The 17,665-nt window shown below is 63.5% G+C and carries 18 protein-coding genes and 2 pseudogenes; 5 read left to right on the top strand and 15 right to left on the bottom strand.

What is annotated here, in order from left to right:
- The first annotated feature begins 82 nt into the window (after nucleotides 1-82).
- Nucleotides 83-1,612: a xanthine dehydrogenase small subunit gene (gene xdhA / locus M3I56_RS08410; RefSeq protein ID WP_254353396.1), complete on the top strand. Its 1,530-nt coding sequence runs from the start codon at nucleotides 83-85 to the stop codon at nucleotides 1,610-1,612.
- Nucleotides 1,613-1,635: 23 nt separating this feature from the next.
- Entirely contained in the window at nucleotides 1,636-3,981 is a 2,346-nt protein-coding gene (xdhB, locus tag M3I56_RS08415; RefSeq protein ID WP_254353397.1) for a xanthine dehydrogenase molybdopterin binding subunit, read from the top strand.
- A 148-nt stretch (nucleotides 3,982-4,129) separates the two neighbouring features.
- Here the strand turns inward: xdhB and M3I56_RS08420 are convergent.
- The 5 genes and pseudogenes from M3I56_RS08420 to M3I56_RS08445 form a co-directional block, all read right to left on the bottom strand.
- A pseudogene (locus M3I56_RS08420) lies at nucleotides 4,130-4,198 on the bottom strand (xanthine dehydrogenase accessory protein XdhC); the annotation flags it as partial.
- A gap of 274 nt (nucleotides 4,199-4,472) precedes the next feature.
- Nucleotides 4,473-4,616, bottom strand: a complete 144-nt coding sequence (locus M3I56_RS08430) for a hypothetical protein (RefSeq protein WP_254353398.1) — start codon at nucleotides 4,614-4,616, stop codon at nucleotides 4,473-4,475.
- Nucleotides 4,617-5,210: 594 nt separating this feature from the next.
- Nucleotides 5,211-6,479 carry an RNA polymerase sigma factor gene (locus tag M3I56_RS08435; protein WP_254353399.1) on the bottom strand — a complete coding sequence of 423 codons (1,269 nt, stop codon included), beginning with the start codon at nucleotides 6,477-6,479 and terminating at the stop codon, nucleotides 5,211-5,213.
- The gene (locus tag M3I56_RS08440) at nucleotides 6,476-6,847 is read right to left on the bottom strand and encodes a YciI family protein (protein ID WP_254353400.1); all 372 of its coding nucleotides are present in this window, start codon (nucleotides 6,845-6,847) and stop codon (nucleotides 6,476-6,478) included. The genes M3I56_RS08435 and M3I56_RS08440 overlap by 4 nt, the downstream gene beginning before the upstream one ends.
- A 409-nt stretch (nucleotides 6,848-7,256) precedes the next feature.
- The gene (locus M3I56_RS08445; protein ID WP_254353401.1) at nucleotides 7,257-7,940 is read right to left on the bottom strand and encodes a hypothetical protein; all 684 of its coding nucleotides are present in this window, start codon (nucleotides 7,938-7,940) and stop codon (nucleotides 7,257-7,259) included.
- A gap of 97 nt (nucleotides 7,941-8,037) precedes the next feature.
- Between M3I56_RS08445 and M3I56_RS41575 the strand changes: the two genes are divergently transcribed.
- Nucleotides 8,038-8,241, top strand: coding sequence for an HTH domain-containing protein (locus M3I56_RS41575; protein ID WP_375541698.1), 204 nt, complete (start codon nucleotides 8,038-8,040; stop codon nucleotides 8,239-8,241).
- On the top strand, nucleotides 8,175-8,381 hold the full coding sequence (locus tag M3I56_RS41580) for a helix-turn-helix domain-containing protein (RefSeq protein ID WP_375541691.1): 207 nt from the start codon (nucleotides 8,175-8,177) through the stop codon (nucleotides 8,379-8,381). Before M3I56_RS41575 ends, M3I56_RS41580 begins: the two co-directional genes overlap by 67 nt.
- 231 nt (nucleotides 8,382-8,612) lie before the next feature.
- Here the strand turns inward: M3I56_RS41580 and M3I56_RS08450 are convergent, their stop codons facing one another.
- Nucleotides 8,613-9,224 carry a LysE family translocator gene (locus tag M3I56_RS08450; protein ID WP_254353402.1) on the bottom strand — a complete coding sequence of 204 codons (612 nt, stop codon included), beginning with the start codon at nucleotides 9,222-9,224 and terminating at the stop codon, nucleotides 8,613-8,615.
- Nucleotides 9,225-9,295: 71 nt separating this feature from the next.
- The gene (locus M3I56_RS08455) at nucleotides 9,296-10,087 is read right to left on the bottom strand and encodes an SDR family oxidoreductase (protein WP_254353403.1); all 792 of its coding nucleotides are present in this window, start codon (nucleotides 10,085-10,087) and stop codon (nucleotides 9,296-9,298) included.
- Between the two features lie 141 nt (nucleotides 10,088-10,228).
- On the opposite strand from M3I56_RS08455, the gene M3I56_RS08460 reads away from it, so the two are divergent.
- Entirely contained in the window at nucleotides 10,229-11,092 is an 864-nt protein-coding gene (locus tag M3I56_RS08460) for a LysR family transcriptional regulator (RefSeq protein WP_254353404.1), read from the top strand.
- Nucleotides 11,093-11,476: 384 nt separating this feature from the next.
- Here M3I56_RS08460 and M3I56_RS08465 read toward each other — a convergent pair whose 3' ends face one another.
- From M3I56_RS08465 to M3I56_RS41585, 8 genes and pseudogenes are all read right to left on the bottom strand, one after another.
- Entirely contained in the window at nucleotides 11,477-11,686 is a 210-nt protein-coding gene (locus tag M3I56_RS08465; RefSeq protein ID WP_254353405.1) for a hypothetical protein, read from the bottom strand.
- Nucleotides 11,683-12,549 (bottom strand): MBL fold metallo-hydrolase, encoded by an 867-nt coding sequence (locus tag M3I56_RS08470; protein WP_254353406.1) that lies wholly within the window; start codon nucleotides 12,547-12,549, stop codon nucleotides 11,683-11,685. Before M3I56_RS08470 ends, M3I56_RS08465 begins: the two co-directional genes overlap by 4 nt.
- 22 nt (nucleotides 12,550-12,571) lie before the next feature.
- The gene (locus tag M3I56_RS08475) at nucleotides 12,572-13,258 is read right to left on the bottom strand and encodes a class I SAM-dependent methyltransferase (protein WP_254353407.1); all 687 of its coding nucleotides are present in this window, start codon (nucleotides 13,256-13,258) and stop codon (nucleotides 12,572-12,574) included.
- Nucleotides 13,242-14,765, bottom strand: coding sequence for a monocarboxylate uptake permease MctP (mctP, locus tag M3I56_RS08480; protein ID WP_254353408.1), 1,524 nt, complete (start codon nucleotides 14,763-14,765; stop codon nucleotides 13,242-13,244). The genes M3I56_RS08475 and mctP overlap by 17 nt, the downstream gene beginning before the upstream one ends.
- Complete coding sequence (locus M3I56_RS08485; protein WP_254353409.1) at nucleotides 14,762-14,986, bottom strand: DUF3311 domain-containing protein; 225 nt, start codon at nucleotides 14,984-14,986, stop codon at nucleotides 14,762-14,764. Before M3I56_RS08485 ends, mctP begins: the two co-directional genes overlap by 4 nt.
- Complete coding sequence (locus tag M3I56_RS08490; RefSeq protein ID WP_254353410.1) at nucleotides 14,983-16,215, bottom strand: PLP-dependent aminotransferase family protein; 1,233 nt, start codon at nucleotides 16,213-16,215, stop codon at nucleotides 14,983-14,985. Before M3I56_RS08490 ends, M3I56_RS08485 begins: the two co-directional genes overlap by 4 nt.
- 161 nt (nucleotides 16,216-16,376) lie before the next feature.
- On the bottom strand, nucleotides 16,377-17,279 hold the full coding sequence (locus M3I56_RS08495) for a LysR substrate-binding domain-containing protein (RefSeq protein WP_254353411.1): 903 nt from the start codon (nucleotides 17,277-17,279) through the stop codon (nucleotides 16,377-16,379).
- Nucleotides 17,280-17,415: 136 nt separating this feature from the next.
- A pseudogene (locus tag M3I56_RS41585) lies at nucleotides 17,416-17,535 on the bottom strand (SDR family oxidoreductase); the annotation flags it as partial.
- Nucleotides 17,536-17,665 lie beyond the last annotated feature (130 nt).

Genomic DNA, 17,665 nt, shown 5'->3' on the forward strand with positions numbered 1-17,665 from the left:
CGTCTTCAGCCCGTCGGTGACGGCGTGCAGAGCAGTTGTATCCAGATTTAGCCCCATTGATCGACAGTAACCATATCTGAATATGAGCCAGTCAATCAGCTTCTATCATCGTCAGGCAATCCGCGAAGTCGACGGCGCAGACGTCACCCGCACCGTGCTGCAATACCTGCGCGAGGACGCGCATTGCACGGGCACCAAGGAAGGTTGCGCGGAAGGCGACTGCGGCGCGTGCACGGTCGTCGTCGGCGAACTAACCGAAGCGGGAACCGTCGAGTTCAAGGCCGTCAACGCGTGCATCCAGTTCCTGCCGACGCTCGACGGCAAGGCGTTGCTGACCGTCGAGGGCCTGCGCCAGCCAGATGGCTCGCTGCACCCCGTGCAGCAGGCGATGGTCGATTGCCACGGCTCGCAGTGCGGCTTCTGCACGCCCGGCTTCGTGATGTCGATGTGGGCGCTCTACGAGAAGCACGGCCATGAGGCGTGCGGCAGCGCATGCGCGGCCGCGAAGGAAACGCCGACGCGCACCGAGATCGCCGACGCGCTGACGGGCAACCTGTGCCGCTGCACGGGCTACCGTCCGATCGTCGATGCGGCCGTGCAGATGTTCGATGCGCCGCCGCCTTCGGCACCCGTCGACACGGCCGCGCTCGCGCGCACGCTCGCATCGCTGAAGCGCAACGACACCTTCGACTACACGGTCGGCGACGCGCGCTTCGCGGCGCCGCGCACGCTCGACGCGCTTGCCGCGCTAAAGGCCGAGCGCCCCGACGCGCGGATCCTCGCGGGGAGCACCGACATCGGCCTGTGGGTCACGAAGCAGATGCGCCGGCTCGACGATCTGATCTACGTCGGCCAGATCGCCGAACTGAAGCGCATCAAGCACGGCGACGACTGGATCGCGATCGGCGCGGCCGTGACGGTCGAGAACGCATACGCGGCGCTGGCTGGCACCTATCCGGAACTGACCGAGATGTGGAAGCGCTTCGCGTCGCTGCCGATCCGCAACGCGGGCACGCTCGGCGGCAACGTCGTGAACGGCTCGCCGATCGGCGACTCGATGCCGGGGCTCATCGCGCTCGGCGCGCGCGTCGTGCTGCGCGGCGGCGACGTCGTGCGCGAGCTGCCGCTCGATGCGCTCTACACGGGCTACCAGCAGAAGGACATGGCGCCGCACGAATTCGTCATGGGCCTGAAGGTGCCGACCCGCAGCGGCGCACGCGCGAACCTGCAGTTCCGCACCTATAAGTTGTCGAAGCGCTTCGATTCGGACATCTCGGCCGTGTGCGCGGCGTTCGCGTTCATCGCGGACGGCGACACGATCCGCGAACCGCGCATCGCGTTCGGCGGGATGGCCGCGACGCCGAAGCGCGCGGCGCAGACGGAAGCCGTGCTCGACGGCGTGCCGTGGCACGAGGCGACCGCGCAGGCCGCGATGCAGGCGCTCGAACGGGACTACCAGCCGCTGTCCGACATGCGCGCGACGAGCGTGTACCGGCTCGACACCGCGAAGAACCTGCTGTACCGGTTCTGGCTCGAGACCCGTCCGCACGATCCGCTGCCGCCGCAGGCGCTGAGCGTGCGTGAAGTGGCCGCCGAGACGGCGCGCGCGTGACGATCGAAGCTCCGGAGAACACCATGAACCAGCAAGCAGAACCGTTTCTGAACGCCCTCGATACGCGGGCCGATGCGGGCCAGGTGCACTTGTCGCGCCCCCACGAATCAGCGCACCTGCACGTGAGCGGCCGCGCGACCTACACCGACGACATCCCACTCGTCGCGGGCACGCTGCACGCGGCGCTCGGGTTGTCCGCGCAGGCGCACGCGAAGATCCTGTCGATGAACTTCGACGCGGTGCGCGCGACGCCCGGCGTCGTCACGGTGTTGACGGCCGACGACATTCCGGGCGTCAACGACTGCGGCCCGATCATCCACGACGACCCCGTGCTCGCGAGCGGCGTGGTGCAGTTCGTCGGCCAGCCGATGTTCATCGTCGTCGCGACGTCGCACGAAACCGCGCGACTCGCCGCGCGCCGCGCGAGGGTCGACTACGAGGAATTGCCCGCGATCTTCACCGCGCAGGACGCGCGCAAAGCCGAGTCGTACGTGATCCCGCCGCTGAAGCTCGCGCGCGGCGATGCGGCCGCGCGGCTCGCGGCCGCGCCGCACCGCGAGGCTGGCGAGATGACGCTCGGCGGCCAGGAACAGTTCTATCTCGAAGGGCAGATCGCGTACGCGGTGCCGAAGGACGACGAAGGGATGCACGTCTACTGTTCGACGCAGCACCCGAGCGAGATGCAGCACCTCGTCGCGCACGTGCTCGGCGTCGCGTCGCACAACGTGCTGGTCGAATGCCGGCGGATGGGCGGCGGGTTCGGCGGCAAGGAATCGCAGTCGGGCCTGTTCGCGTGCTGCGCGGCGCTCGCCGCGTGGAAGCTGCTGTGCCCGGTGAAGCTGCGTCCGGACCGCGACGACGACATGATGATCACCGGCAAGCGGCACGATTTCTACTACCGCTTCGACGTCGGCTACGAAGACGACGGCCGCATCAGCGGCGTGTCGATCGACATGACATCGCGCTGCGGCTTCTCGGCCGACCTGTCGGGTCCCGTGATGACGCGCGCGGTATGCCATTTCGACAACGCGTACTGGCTGCCGGACGTCGCGATCGCTGGCTACTGCGGGAAGACCAACACACAGTCGAACACGGCGTTCCGCGGTTTCGGGGGCCCGCAGAGTGCGTTCGCGATCGAGTACCTCCTGGACAACATCGCCCGCTCGCTGGGCCGCGATCCGCTCGACGTCCGCTACGCGAACCTGTACGGCAAGACCGAGCGCAACGTGACGCCGTACGGCCAGACGGTCGAGGACAACTGCCTGCCCGAGCTGCTCGCCGAGCTCGAGGCGACCAGCCACTACCGCACGCGCCGCGCCGGGGTGCGCGAATTCAACGCGAGCAACGCGGTCCTGAAGAAGGGCATCGCGCTGACACCGCTGAAGTTCGGCATTGCATTCAACGCGACCCACTTCAACCAGGCCGGCGCGCTCGTCCATATCTATACGGACGGCTCGGTGCTCGTGAACCACGGCGGTACGGAGATGGGGCAGGGACTCAACACGAAGGTCGCGCAGGTTGTCGCGCACGAGCTTGGGATCCCCTTCGGGCGGATCCGCGTGACGGCGACCGACACGAGCAAGGTCGCGAACACGTCGGCGACGGCCGCATCGACGGGCTCGGACCTGAACGGCAAGGCCGCGCAGGACGCGGCGCGCCAACTGCGCGAACGGCTCGCGGCGTTCGCCGCGAAGCAATACGGCGGCAGCTCGAACAATGCGAAGGACGTGCGCTTCGGCAACGACCGCGTGTGGGTCGGCGAGACCGGTGTGCCGTTCGGCGAGGTGATCGCGAAAGCGTATCTCGCACGCGTGCAGCTGTGGTCGGACGGCTTTTATGCGACGCCGAAACTGTACTGGGATCAAGCGAAGCTGCAGGGCCGGCCGTTCTTCTACTACGCGTACGGCGCGGCCGTATCCGAAGTCGTGATCGACACGCTGACGGGCGAGATGCGCACGCTGCGCGTCGACGCGCTGCACGACGTCGGCACGTCGCTGAACCCGGCGCTCGATGTCGGCCAGGTCGAAGGCGCGTTCATCCAGGGCATGGGCTGGCTCACGACCGAGGAGCTGTGGTGGAACCCGGAGGGCAAGCTGATGACGCACGCGCCGTCGACCTACAAGATCCCGACCGTCAACGACACGCCGCCCGAGTTCAATGTGCGGCTGTTCCAGAACCACAACGTCGAGGACAGCGTCCACCGTTCGAAGGCCGTCGGCGAGCCGCCGCTGTTGCTGCCGTTCTCGGTGTTCTTCGCGGTGCGTGACGCGATCGCAGCGATCGGTGACTATCGCGTGAATCCGCCGCTCGACGCGCCGGCGACCGGCGAGTCGATCCTGCGCGCGGTGCAGGCCGTACGCGCGGCGTGAGACTGACATGAAACGGTCCCCACGCTCGGTTTGCTCGCTGCCCTCGAGGGGGAGTCAGGACGCCGGGGACGACCCGGAGCGCCCTGACATGACAATCGCCCAACGGACCGGCCGGCGCAACCGCGCGACGGGCACGCCCGTGCCGATGCACGACGCACGGCAGCCGGCCGAGCAGTGTCACGAGCGCATGGCCGACGTGCCCCGCGCCGAACAGCACGACGTGCTATGGGTCGACACCCGCGACGAGCTGTTACCGAACGAATGTCCGCCAAACGGATCAAGTGGCCACGATCGCAGGCCTGGTATGTCCAACTCGTACGCGTAACGGGGAGATCCAGTTTTCGGATGTTTAGCGAGATGGGCGTAGGCATACTCGATCTCCGCAATGAATCCGAGCGCTGCCTGTTCCGAGCCTTCGTCTACGAGATAGTAGGTCAGCTCGTCCTCCACGTCCTGCCTGGCCAGCCTCGTCGGAACGACGGGCTTTGCTGTCATTTGCGCGACGTCCGCACGCGGGCGCGCAGCGATTCGAAGTAGTCGGAATCAACCGGATCCGTGAGCCCCGACGCCGCTCCCTGCAGGATAACTGCGCGCAGGCGCTTTCGATCCTGATCCTTACGGATGAGCTCGCGCACGTATTCGCTGCTTGTGCCGTAGGGAACCCGAAAAGAAGCGTCGCATCGGCTGGGGTAGGCAAGCGCTCGCGCCTGCTCATACCGATGCCGCGGGTCAGTCGTCGGCATGCAGATAAAGCGTCGTGGTCGCGAGCCGCTACCCGCATGTGATCTTCTACATTGAGCGCAAGGACTACGTCGAGGTTCTGGCGCGTGCTCAACGGCAAACGCGATATCCCGTCGTGGCTATTGAACGATGACAGCGAGCTTCATTGACGCTTACTGAACGGTACCCGCGAGCGTCTCACACAATGGAGCGGAAGTGGTTCTTCAACCTGCGCGCCGGCTGATTTCTCGAGTACCGCTCACCGATCGTGCAGCGCGTCCATACACGTTGCGTCACATACCTAAAGGCGTCCTGAATATTTTGCGGGCTGAAGCGGAATTAATTTCGGATTCCAGAATCACGATCGAACGATTCGTCGATTCCGTGATCTATTTGCGCTTTCGCGGCGCTCCTCGTATCGTTGTTCCGCAACTCGCTACTGTCATTCGGGTCTCAGAGACGCTGCAGACTGCCTTTTTTGGGGCGAAACCGCCACACAACTCGCGCCGCTAGCCGCTCGCCGATGAAAGCTCCAGTTTCTTGCGCTGCAGGAACCGGCGCACGGCCGGATCGCGCTCGAGGCCAATCGCAAGATCGTACGCGTCAAGCGCTTCGGTCGTAGCGCCTGCACGCGCGAGCAGATTGGCGCGTGCGGCCCAGTATGGCTGGTAGTCAGTCAGCCGCGGATCGTCAGCATACGGCGCGAGCGCGTCGAGCGCCGCCTGTGTGCCGTCGCGTTCCGCCAGTGCGAGTGCGCGGTTCACCGCGATCACGGGCGAAGCTGCAATGGCGAGCAGCCCATCGTAGAGTTGCACGATCTCGTCCCAGTTCGGGCAATGCGATCGGCAGCGATGCACATGCGCCGACTGCAGCGCGGCCTCGAGTTGAAAGCGACCGATTGAATTTAACGCGTTCGCGCGCCGCAGCAGTGCGTTGGCTGCGTCGATCATCGGTGCGTTCCATGTTGCCGGGTCCTGAGCCGACAGCGGCACGTAATCGCCAGCCGCATCGCGGCGGGCATCTCGCCGCGCCTGCGCAAACAGCATCAGCGCAAGCAGACCCAGCGTCTCCGGTTCCTCGGGCAGCAGTTCGACGAGCAATTGTGCAAGGTACAGCGCCTCGTCGGTTAGATCGCGCCGTTCGGTATCACCGCCGACCGGGTCCGTCCAACCTTCCGCATACGCTGCATAGACAGCTTCAAGCACCGAGTCGAGCCGGCCGGGCAGTTCCTCACGCTCGGGCACGCTGAACGGAATGCCCGCTTCGCGGATCTTGGTCTTCGCGCGCACGAGGCGCTTGCTCATGGCGGCGGGAGACATCAGAAACGCGGATGCAATCGTCTTCGCTTCCAGGCCCAGCACTACCTGCAGCATCAGCGGCGTGCGAATCGCGGCCTCGAGTGCAGGGTGAGTGCACGCGAAGAGCAGCGCGAGCCGCCGGTCGGGCAACGCGCCGGGTTCACACTCGTCGATCTCTTCCGCGAGGATCGCGAGCTGGTGCACCACTGCGTCGCCGACATGGCGATGGCGTGCGCCATCTATCGCCCGGCGCCGCGCAACGGTCATCAGCCAGGCTTCGGGGCTCTCGGGGCAGCCGTGCTCCGGCCAGTCCGTGAGCGCCGCTGCAAACGCGTCGGCGAGTGCGTCCTCGGCCGCGGCGACGTCGCGCGTGCGCATCGCCAACAGCGCGACGAGCTTGCCATAACTGCGGCGCGCGACTGCCTCGGCAATGGAATGTGCGGCGGCGTCAGCGTGACGGCCGCCGCCGGACTGGCTCATGCAGCAGATGGCGCATCGTACGGAGCGGTCCAGACCGGGCGCACTTCCATGATGCCGTGCGCCGCGCCTGGACACCGCGACGCCCACGCCATTGCCGCGTCCAGGTTGGGTACGTCGATCAGGTAGTAGCCCGCGAGCTGCTCCTTCGAATCGGAGTACGGTCCGTCGAGCACCTGCGGCTTGCCGTCGACCAGCCGCACGGTCGTGGCCGTATTCGTGTGCTGCAGCCGGTTGGCACCCACCAGCACCCCCGCTTTCTGGAGCGATTCGGTGTACGCGTGATAGGCGGCGACGCCTTGCTGTCGCTCGCTGTCGGTCATCTGGTTCCAGCCGTTTTCTTCCGAATAGATCATCAAGAGGTATTCCATTTGAGTCTCCGTCATGGGGTTGAGGCGGATGAATTACATCGTGCCGCCATCATAATGACGCTCGCACGTCATGCTGACGGACAAGGCGCATCAAAAAAATCGCAGAGGGCAGATGTCAAGCGGCAGCAGCAAGAGGTCGACGAATCAACGCAACTAACGGCCTGTCAGTTTCGAATGCACGCAGCGCCATTCGGCGAAATGTGCTCTGGCAACGCGCGAAGGGGCGGCGCACGCGCATGAACGGAGTTTCCCAAACGTATCTGCAGGAACATCCTCCCGGAGAACGCCAGGTGATCTCTCGATGCGTCATGCCGTGACCAGATCGAGCGATTGGCGGGAATGTCGCACGACGTGCCGCTGCGCGAAACGAAGCGCAGAGAGCGAATCTCTGCGCAGTTTATATGCAGTATCAACTGAGAATGGGCGGCAATTCCCGTCGTGGCGAGTTCGGCAGCACCTTCGGTTGCATCGGCTTCGTCTCGACGACGAGGCGATGCTGCGGCACCGGATGAGCGGCGGCAGTTGCGAGCGAACGTCGCGAGCCGTCACTGTGCGGCGGTATCTTTGCCGCCAGGCGCGCGCGAGCGACCGGCTTATGCCGGGTGTTGTCCTTACTGTTGCCGGCTGAAGTGCGATGCGGCGGCGCGTCCGTTGTCGTTCGCGCGACAGTACTCGGCGCATGCCAAACGTTTGCGCGACGGCCATAGCTAAACGCGTGATGCGATCCACCCTCCGGCGCGTGTGCGGCAGCAACCGGCTCGTGCCGAACGTTGCGGACAATCTGCCCGGTTACGACGTGACCTGTATGGTTCCCGGAGTCTTTCGGCCAAAGCCCGAGCATCGCTGCCCCCGCCTTGAGCGCTCCGTCGTCATCCTGGTCTTTATGATCGCCCGACGGCGGTGCAGGGCGGGCTGCCGCGGCGCGCGGTCCGGCGCCCGCAGGCTGGCAAACACACGCGTTGCCCGCAGCCGCGCCGACCGCGATCTGAGCTGTTGCCTCGGTCCGTTTCGCGACGGCGCCGTGACACACATCCGGCGGCGTCGATTGTTCGCGATACTCGACGGAGGCCACGGCCGCCGTCGTCACACTCATTGCCGCAACTGCCATTACCGCTGCCATTGTCGCGCGCACGACATGTCCCCTTGTTTGATTTTTGCGCCACCCGGGCGGCGATTATACCTATTACGAGATGGTGCTGCGCACAGCCGAAGGCGAGCAGGTGACGCTCGAGGATCTTGCGCGCCGCCTCAACGTCTCCGCCCGAACGATAGACCGCCACCTGAGAGCGGAGAATCTGGCATTTCGCGAGCTTTCCGACAAGGTGCGGTGTGGTTTGCGCGAGCCTGCGAGATGCTGTGTGAATCTGGTGCGACGATTAAGCAGGTGGCACTAAAGCTTGGTTTCAGCGACACCGCCAATTTCAGTCGGGCATTCCGTCGCGTGGTTGGCGTCACACCGACTGAATATGTCAGCAGCGGCGCTCACTCGTTCCCGCCGCTCACACAACGAGACTCGTCCCTCACTTATTCGTGAGCACGAGCGCTTCAACCAGCAGCGTAAAGCCATCGAGCTTATCCATCCAGTCAGGCTCCACGAGCCGCACCGTGATGCGCGACGGTACAGAAGCACCTGGTGTTTGATAACACTGAAAAAAGTAGGCACAGTCATGATGATTCGGGTTTGCGGCTTGCCATGGCATCTACGTTGCGGGTATCAGACAGAACGTTTTGACTCGACACCGAAGATTCCGCCAATAAGGTGGCTTCAAAAATGCATCGGCAACATGGTGCCAATCGCGACGAAGAGACTCCCGCATACCCGATTGAAAGGTCGTCCAACGCGTCCGAGCCAAGGTCGAATCCGGTTCGCAGCGCTCGCCAGTGCATATTCCGTGATGAACTCCGTCGCCATGAAGGTCAGGGCCACTGCCGCATACTGCGAAACGAGATTGCGGTGCGGGTCAATAAATTGCGGCAGCAGTGCGCTGAAGAACAGCAAACCCTTGGGATTGGTCGCAGACGACAGAAGGCCGAGTCGAAACAGCGACCAGCCGCTGGCGACTGCCGGTACTTCGCTCATTTCAACCGTTGTCGGCGGGGAGCGCCACACGCGCACGCCGAGCCAGATCAGATAGGCTCCGCCAATCAGCTTGATCACTGTGAGCCAGAGCACCGAAGCCCTCACCAGCGCTCCAATGCCGAACATGCACAGCGCAATAACAGCGGCAAAGCCCAACAGCGCGCCCGCGATGGTGAACAAGGTTTTTCGGGTCCCGTACATCGCACCATGCGTCATCGCGAGAAGCCCGTTCGGACCCGGTGAGAGAGACATGCCGACCGAAGTCAGGAGAAAGATAAGCCACGTATGAAATGCCATCTGGTACCTCAATAAAAGATGCTGGACAAAGCAAGCCGTTCGGCTGAGAGGGTTGGCTTCCGTGCCTCCCGTCAGAGCAGCGCCCGCCCGAGGCCGCCGTCCACCTGAATGGTCGTGCCGTTGATATAGCTGGCACGTCCGGAGGCCAGAAACGCGACCAGCGCGCCAAGTTCTTCCGGTCGCCCGAGGCGCTTGAGCGGCACTTCGTCAGTCAGTTCGGCGAGGCCTTGCTGCTCGCTCTTTCCCTCGTCGAACTTGTTTTTCAGGGCCGATTCGCGAATCCGGTCCGTCAGGATCATTCCGGCCGCGACGTTGTTGACCGTGATGCCGTAATCGCCTGCCTCGCGTGAGAGCAATTTCGCCAGACCGACAACGCCCATGCGCATGCTTGTCGAGAGAATCGAGCCTTGAACGGCATGACGCACCGAATAGCTGATGATGTTGATTACACGCCCTTCACCGGTGCGGCGCAGATGCGGCAGCGCAAGCCGGGTAAAGCGCGCGACGGAAAGAAAGCTCAGTTCGAAGGCGTTTTGCCATGCGTCGTCGTCGAATGCGCCGAACGCTCCGAACGGGGGGCCGCCGGCATTGTTCACGAGAATATCGAGAGACGCGAAGCGGGCGACGGTGTCGTCGATTGCACGCTGCGCGTGAGCGGCGTTGCGAACGTCGATAGTCAGTGCCTGCGCGTTCGTCACGCCTGATTCGCGCAGTTGGTACAGCGCCTGCTCATGACGCTCGTTACCAGGCGAACCGATCATCACGTTCACGCCTTCGCGTCCAAGTTCGATCGCACTCGCGAGGCCCAGACCACGCGACGCGCCGAGCACGAGCGCGGTTTTTCCAGTCAGATTGAGGTTCATGACACGTCTCCTGCGAGGTTGACAGGGACAAAGTCTAGGTATGAACCTGTGGAACATAAATGAAGGATGCTGTAATCGTCCATTACAAATATGAAACGATCAGGATAAGCTGTCGGGAACCACAAGACTTGGCGAGTTTGTATGGACTGGAATCAACTGCGATTTTTTCTTGCCGTGTACCGGCATCGCACCCTGGCGGGTGCGTCGCGCGAACTCGCCAGCAATTCGCCGACGGTGAGTCGCCAGCTCGCGGCGCTCGAACACGACCTCAAGGCAAAACTGTTTCTGCGAACGCCACGCGGTTACGTACCCACGGAAGTCGCGGACGGACTGCTCGAGCTTGCCACGCGCATGGAGGCTTGTGCGCTCGAGATCGAGCGTCACGCGGGTGGCACGGACGCTTCGTTGAGCGGGATAGTGCGCATCGGCACATCCGATGTGCTTGGCACCGGCTATGTGCTGCCGGCGGTCGCATCGGTACGGCGAGCATATCCGGCTATCCGGATCGAAGTGGATATCGCGTCAGCGTTTTCAAACCTGTCGCAGCGTGAGAGCGATATTGTCGTGCGCAACGTCCGGCCCGTGGAGTCCGCGACGATCGTGCGCCGCCTGCCGGGGCTGACAACCGCGCTCTATGCGAGCGAAGGCTATCTGGCAGAACATCCGCCACTCGCCGATATGAGCGACGTGCTCGCGCACGAGCTTGTCACGCTGGTGGGGGGCGGCAAGATTCGCTGGTTCCCGCCGCTCTATCCGGCGCGGGCGAAAATGCGTGCGCCCGGCCTGCAGGTGAATTCGATTCTTGCGCTCGTTTCGGCGTTGCAGGCGGGGGCCGGCATCGGTGAGTTACCCACCTATATCGGCGACGCGGCAGCGGGTCTCGTGCGCGTGCTGCCGGACCTCACGGCGGCTTACGACGTATGGCTCGGGACACACGGTGATCTTCATCGCACCGCGCGTGTGCGGATTCTCGTGGACGCGATTTCCCGACAGTTCGCCAGTTGAGCGATTTAACCAAATCGTTGCATCGACCGGTTGAATCCGCCGCCGGCTACAGCCGACCACATCAGGCGGTAGTCGACCAGGGCAGTCGATTTTCATGTTGCTCAAAGGCAGTCGTGCTGGAAAAGGTGTGCGCCTATCCCACGATGCCAAGGACGAACGCATTCACGGCCAAAAGCAATAGAAACAGGATCGCAGGCAGATAGCGTATGGCGATTGATCCAGCATCGCGCTTGCGCGAACTGGGTGTCGCGTTGAATCCTGCTCGTTTTCTCATTTCGAAGGCCGTCAAAGTGGTGCCCGACGACGATGCACCCACCGCAGTGAGGCGGTGGGGTTTCACGTCACAGCGTTGAACGTTCACGGCAACGAACAGCGATGCCGTGTTCAGTAGGCAGCAGCCATCGACAGCAGCAGATAGCGCATGAGTTCGACTTCTTCGTCGACCAGCGCGGTCGGGTTGGCGCTGTCGTCCGTCGATGGCGGGGGCGCATCTCCGCCGATGGCTGTGCAGTTCGGCGCTTCCAGGGCGGTGCAAGACACGTTGCCGCAGTCAGCGGCAGCGCGCCGAAGCAACCGGCTCAGCGCGGCGATCACGAAAGATCCTCGACGAAATGCGCCTCGTCGATCGGAATCCGCATATAGCGGCGGCCATTTCGGTCGGAAGCCGGCAGCCGTCCGCCGCGCAGATTCACCTGCATCGCGGGAAACAGTAGCGCGGGCACCTTCAACGTGAGATCGCGCGTGGTTCGCATTGCAACGAATTCGCTTTCGCCAATGCCGTCGCGCACATGAATATTGTATTGCCGTTGTTCGGCAATCGTCGTCGAGAAGCGGACGTCACGCCCCGCAGGCGGGTAGTCGTGACAGACAAATACGCGAGTCGATTCGGGCAGTGCCAGGAGCCGCCGGATCGACGCGTAGAGCGTTTGCGCATCGCCACCCGGGAAATCGCAGCGTGCCGTGCCCAAGTCGGGCATGAACAGCGTATCGCCGACGAACAGCGCATCGCCAACCAAATAGGCCGTGTCTGCGGGCGTGTGTCCAGGTGTCGGAATTGCACGCGCCGTCATTGTGCCGATCGTGAATTCTTCCTCGGGGCCGAATAGACAATCAAAGCCGTGGTCATCGGCAAGATCGAACGTCGTCGAGAACAGCGAGCGCACGTCGGCGACACGCGCGCTCGTAGCGATGGCGCCGCCCATGCGCCGTTTCAGTTCGACTGCGCCCGATAGATGATCCGCATGCGTATGCGTTTCGAGAATCCATCCGACGACCAGTTGCTGGTCACCGATAAACGCGAGGATGTGATCGAGCGACGCAGTCGATGCGCGCCCTGACGCCGCATCGTAGTCCAGCACTGGGTCGATCACCGCACAAGTCGAACCGGCGCCCGCATAAACGATGTGACTGACAGTGCCCGTGACTGCATCATGAAAGGATTGAACGTGGGGAAACATAACACTCCTGAAACGTGATTTGCTACATGCAGGAAGCGCGCACGAGAAAGAACGTGCGTTGCGCGGCGGGGGCGGGCGCCGCTGACCCGTGATCGACATAGCGTTCGATCTGCACGTGATCGAAGCCGGCTTCGAAGCAGGCTTCGCGAAAAGCGGTGGGTCCATAGACGCGAAAGCCGTGGCGGCTGAACGGGATCGACAGCGCCGCTTCGGGTGTCATCGCTGCGATCACCAGTTGCCCTTCGTCGCGCAGCACCCGGCGGATTTCCCGAAGGGCCGCCAGCAGGTCCGGCCAGAAGTAGACGCTGTTGATCGCGATGGCCTTGTCGAACGAGGCGTTCCCGTAGGGAATGCTGGCGACGTCCGCCGTCGTGAGCGCGATGCGTCCGCTTGCGAGCAACATGGCGTTGCGTTCACGAGCTGAGGTAGTCATCGTCGGTGATATGTCAATGCCGACGAGCGTGAGCCGCGGTGCACGCATCAGCACGGATTCGATATGGCCGCCGTTGCCTGGCCCGATCTCGACGATGCGTTCGTCCGCTCGCAGATCGAGCCTGGTGAAGGCTGCGTCGATCAACGCGGCGTTGACGCGCTCCATCATGTCGCCAACCGCGAGGCCGGTCTCGGCCCTAGGACACGCGAGGTGAGACATCAGGGTATCGATGTCGATGCCCGCGAGCGTATCGTTGTTATCAGCTCTGGAGGTCACCTTCTACTCCCTTTTCCTGCGGTTTCATGAAGAGGAACGACGACGCGAGGACGACGACGAAGTTGGCAAGCAACGCGATCACAGCGGCATAAACAGGCATCGCGAGCGCGCCGACATGAATCGTGTAAATCGCGGTCTTGAAGCCGTTCCCCGCAATCATCCATGTTCCTGTGCCCAGCCCGGCTATCCAGCCTGCCATCAGACTGCGTGCGCGCACGGCGGGCACGAAGAGACCTAGCACGACGGCAGGCAAGGTCTGCGTAATCCACACGCCCCCGAGTAACTGCAACTGAATCGCGAACTGCACGGGCACGAACAGCACGAAACCCAGCGCCCCGAACTTGACGAACAGCGAAACCTGCTTTGCCACGCGGGTCTCGCGCGCTGCGCTGCAATACGGCGCGAAATACGGCCGCCACACGTTGCGCGTGAACAGATTGGCCGCGGCAATCGACATGATCGCCGCGGGCACCAGCGCGCCGATGCCGATCGCGGCGAACGCGATGCCGACGAACCACGAAGGGAAGTAGTGCAGGAAAAGTGCGAACACCGCGAAGTTCGGGCCGTACTGCCGGAACTGATCCGCGTACTCGGGCATCGCGCCGACACCCGCAGCGAGCGCCATCACACCAAGCAGTGCGACGAAGGCGAGCAGCAGCGAATACGCGGGGAGCAAGGCCATGTTGCGGCTGATCACGCGGTCGCATGAGGCGGAGAGTGTTGCCGTCATCGAATGCGGATAAAGCAGCAACGCAAGTGCCGAGCCGAGCGCGAGTGTCGCATACGACGAGTAGGCGTTGAGGCTCGTGGCGTCCGGCGCTTTCAGCAGCAGCTTCGCTGGCGGCAACGCCGCAAACATGTGACCGAAGCCGCCAAGCCGCGCCGGGATCACGATCAGTGCCCCGATGATCGTCGCGTAGATCAGCAAGTCCTTGACGACAGCGATCATCGCGGGCGCGCGTAATCCGCTCGACCACGTATAGACCGCGAGCACGCCGAACGCGACGAAAAGCGGCGCTTCGCCGAGCCAGCCATGCGTCGGAAAACCGAGCGCGCCGAGCGTGACCCGAATGCCGACCAGTTGCAACGCGATATACGGCATGGTCGCGAGAATGCCTGTCAACGCTATCGCGAGCGCAAGTGGGCGGCTGCCAAAGCGCTGTTCGATGTAGTCGGCGAGGGTCACGTGACCATGCTTGCGCGCAACGCGCCACAGGCGCGGCAAGACGAGAAAGCCGAGCGGAAACGTGATGATGATGTACGGGACCGCAAAGAAGCCCGTAGCGCCCGCAGCGAAGACGAGCGCCGGCACGGCGACGAAGGTATACGCGGTGTAAAGGTCTCCGCCGATCAGGAACCAGCTCATCACGGTGCCGAAGCGCCGACCGGCGAGTCCCCATTCGTGAATGGCGCTGAGATCGCCGCGCCGCCATCGCGCCGCCGCCATGCCGAGCGCGCTCACCAGCGCAAAGAGTGCAACAAAGATACCTATGGACATCACGTTCATGCGGCACCTTCTTGCGATCGCGCTGCGGCCTTGCGCACGGCGCGCGCGTCGAGCAGGCCAGCCGCGCCCGTCAGCAGCGCGCCCGCGAGGACGCAGCCCGTTTGCCACCAGTAGAAGAATGGCCAGCCATCGAGCGTTGGCGTGACGCGGTTGTAGAAGGGCACGCAGAGTGCGGCGACGATTGGCGAGGCAAGCAACAGAAGAGTCAGCCGGGTTGTCATCGGTCGAGATCCAGTTCGAGAAGGGGGGTAAACGCACGGGAGTACGCATTGATGAGCTTAGCCAGCCGTTCGATGCCGCAATCGATCTGCTGCGGCGATACGGTCGCGAAGGACAGGCGCAGGAAGTGGTGGAGCGGCTCGCGCGCAAAGAACGGCGCGCCGGGGACGAATGCGACGTTGACGGCAAGCGCGTCCTGGAGTAGCGCCGCGCTGTCGATGTCGGGTGGCAGCGCGAGCCAGATGAACATGCCGCCTTCGGGCACATTCCAGCGCACGCCTTCCGGCATATGCCGGTCGAGCGCAGCTAGCATCGCTTCGCATTGCTTGCGATAGAAGCTGGCAAGGCGCGGCGCATGTGATTCGAGAAAGCCGTCGCGCACGGTCTCGTAGACGATGTGTTGCGAAAGCGTCGAGCTATGCAGATCGGCCGCCTGCTTGACCTGCACGAACTTTTGCTGGAGGGCGCCCGGCACGATCATGTAGCCGACCCGCAATCCAGGCGCGAGGGCCTTTGAAAAGGAGCCCAGGTAAATAACGTTATCGGGCGCCATCGAATGGATGGACGGCAACTGTCCGCCGTCGAACGCGAGCGCGGCATAGGGATCGTCCTCGACGACGATGAGCCCCGTGCGCCGCGCAATCTCCGCAATCTTCCTGCGACGCTGGAACGACAGACGTGCACCCGTGGGGTTCTGGAAATTCGGCTGCAGAAACAACAGCGCGGCACGTTCGGGTTCGATGTTTTCGAGCGCTTTCGACACGATGCCATGTTCGTCCGTCTGCACGCTCACGAATTCGGGTTCGTATAACGACAGCGACTGCAACGCGCCGAGATACGTCGGACGCTCCACGAGCACTGCGCTTTGCGGATCGACGAGCACCTTGCCGATGAGGTCGAACGCCTGCTGGGAGCCGCTCGTGATCAGCACGTTTGACGACGCGACAGGATGCTGGCTCGTCGAGTGCTCGCGCGCGATCCATTCGCGCAATGGCGCATAGCCTTCCGTCGCGCTGTACTGGAAGGTGTCGGCACCGGAAGCATGTGTCGCCCGAGCGGACGCATCGCGCAGCGCGGCGAGCGGAAAGGAGGCGGGCGATGGAACGCCACCCGCAAACGAGATCATGTGGGGGCGTTCGGTAAGCTTGAGAATTTCGCGAATCGCCGAACTGTTCAGCGACCGCGCACGTTGAGCGATACGCCGCTCGGCACGGGACAACGTATTTGCCATCTGATTGCTCCTTGAAGAGCATCATCGTAGACAGCAGGGAAACGATGAAAAAGATGGCTCGAGGAGTAAAACTGTTTCCGCATGGAAACGATAGGACGGCGACGCAATCGCGGCCTGCGCCTTTTTTCATGCGCTCGTATGAAGGCTGTTCGCGAAGGGTGTCAGTCGTTCATCAAGGCGGGCAACGCTTCGGCGAGATAGTCGACGGTCGCGCGCATCGCTTGCGTCATGCCGCGTTGCGAGGGAAAGACGATACTTAACGTGCCGCGTGGAATATGCCAGTCGGGCAGGACACGCACGAGCCGCCCGTCTGCGAGTTCGGCCTTGCACATCGGCGAGGGCAGAGCGACGACGCCTAGACCCGCCTGGGCGGCGAACTTCGCGAACGGCGCGTCGTTGCAGCGAATCCTCGGATGGTAGGAAACGGTCGCGGTGCGCCCATCCGATGCATGCAGCAACCACGTGCAGCCGGTATCGCGACGCGCCAGCTGCATGCCGGCCACGCCGTCCAGCTCATCCGGCCCGCAGGGCAGTCCATTCGCAAAGAGCGTGGGGCTCGCGACGAGCACTACGCGCGTTTGCCCGACGGGCCGTGCGATCAGCGACGAATTTTGCAGCGGCTCGGTATGGCTGCGCAGCGCAATGTCATACCCTTCTTCAACGATGTCGACATAGCGGCTGGAGGTCATCAGATCGATGTCGATTTTCGGATGCACGGCGAGAAACGGCGGCAGCACGCTATCGAGCGCCATGCGGACGATGCCAGCCGCACACGTAATGCGTACGCGTCCGACGGGCTCCGTCAGGCGCGCCTGTGCGGCCTGCTCGGCATTGCGTACCTCGTTCATTACGCGCAGGCAGTGCGCGTGGAAGTCCACGCCGGCCTCGGTGAGCGAGAACTTGCGCGTCGTGCGGTTCGCGAGGCGCAGCCCCAGCGCCTGCTCCAATGCCTGCAGGCGTTTGCTAAGGGTGCCCTTGGGAATCCCGATTGCATCGGCCGCAGCGGAAAAGCCGCGTTTCTCGACCACGACCGAAAAGTAGTACAGGTCATTGAGATCGATCATGGCAATCGTTTCCGTACTGAGACAATGAATCAATTTTAGACCGCTTTCAGGGCGGTGCTCGTCTTTCGGAATGCTGGGCGAAACGGCGCCGCGCGCCGACGCGCGCCACCCTCGCGGAACATGGAATGCCGTTGCCGAGGCCACCGTCGACCTGGATCGTTGCGCCGTTGATATAGCTCGCGCGGGGAGACGCCAGAAACGCGACCAGCGCGCCGAGTTCCTCCGGACGACCGAGGCGCCGCAACGTGACGTCCGCGGCCTGTTTCTGCGCACGCCCCGCGGCTATTTGCCGACAGACGCAGCCCGTGCACTGATCGACGTCGCGACGCAGTTGGACAGCAGTGCGCTGGAACTTGAGCTGCGCGCGGGCGGTGCTGATACGTTGC

The sequence above is a fragment of the Paraburkholderia sp. CNPSo 3281 genome, assembly GCF_024206515.1.
GTDB lineage: Bacteria > Pseudomonadota > Gammaproteobacteria > Burkholderiales > Burkholderiaceae > Paraburkholderia > Paraburkholderia nodosa.

What these genes read in the sequence shown, in the direction of transcription:
- xdhA (WP_254353396.1), top strand. Translation starts at nt 83, where the DNA reads ATGAGCCAGTCAATCAGCTTCTATCATCGTCAGGCAATCCGCGAAGTC.
- xdhB (WP_254353397.1), top strand. Translation starts at nt 1,636, where the DNA reads ATGAACCAGCAAGCAGAACCGTTTCTGAACGCCCTCGATACGCGGGCC.
- M3I56_RS08435 (WP_254353399.1), bottom strand. Translation starts at nt 6,479, where the DNA reads ATGAGCCAGTCCGGCGGCGGCCGTCACGCTGACGCCGCCGCACATTCC.
- M3I56_RS08440 (WP_254353400.1), bottom strand. Translation starts at nt 6,847, where the DNA reads ATGGAATACCTCTTGATGATCTATTCGGAAGAAAACGGCTGGAACCAG.
- M3I56_RS08445 (WP_254353401.1), bottom strand. Translation starts at nt 7,940, where the DNA reads ATGAGTGTGACGACGGCGGCCGTGGCCTCCGTCGAGTATCGCGAACAA.
- M3I56_RS41575 (WP_375541698.1), top strand. Translation starts at nt 8,038, where the DNA reads ATGGTGCTGCGCACAGCCGAAGGCGAGCAGGTGACGCTCGAGGATCTT.
- M3I56_RS08450 (WP_254353402.1), bottom strand. Translation starts at nt 9,224, where the DNA reads ATGGCATTTCATACGTGGCTTATCTTTCTCCTGACTTCGGTCGGCATG.
- M3I56_RS08455 (WP_254353403.1), bottom strand. Translation starts at nt 10,087, where the DNA reads ATGAACCTCAATCTGACTGGAAAAACCGCGCTCGTGCTCGGCGCGTCG.
- M3I56_RS08460 (WP_254353404.1), top strand. Translation starts at nt 10,229, where the DNA reads ATGGACTGGAATCAACTGCGATTTTTTCTTGCCGTGTACCGGCATCGC.
- M3I56_RS08470 (WP_254353406.1), bottom strand. Translation starts at nt 12,549, where the DNA reads ATGTTTCCCCACGTTCAATCCTTTCATGATGCAGTCACGGGCACTGTC.
- mctP (WP_254353408.1), bottom strand. Translation starts at nt 14,765, where the DNA reads ATGAACGTGATGTCCATAGGTATCTTTGTTGCACTCTTTGCGCTGGTG.
- M3I56_RS08485 (WP_254353409.1), bottom strand. Translation starts at nt 14,986, where the DNA reads ATGACAACCCGGCTGACTCTTCTGTTGCTTGCCTCGCCAATCGTCGCC.
- M3I56_RS08490 (WP_254353410.1), bottom strand. Translation starts at nt 16,215, where the DNA reads ATGGCAAATACGTTGTCCCGTGCCGAGCGGCGTATCGCTCAACGTGCG.
- M3I56_RS08495 (WP_254353411.1), bottom strand. Translation starts at nt 17,279, where the DNA reads ATGATCGATCTCAATGACCTGTACTACTTTTCGGTCGTGGTCGAGAAA.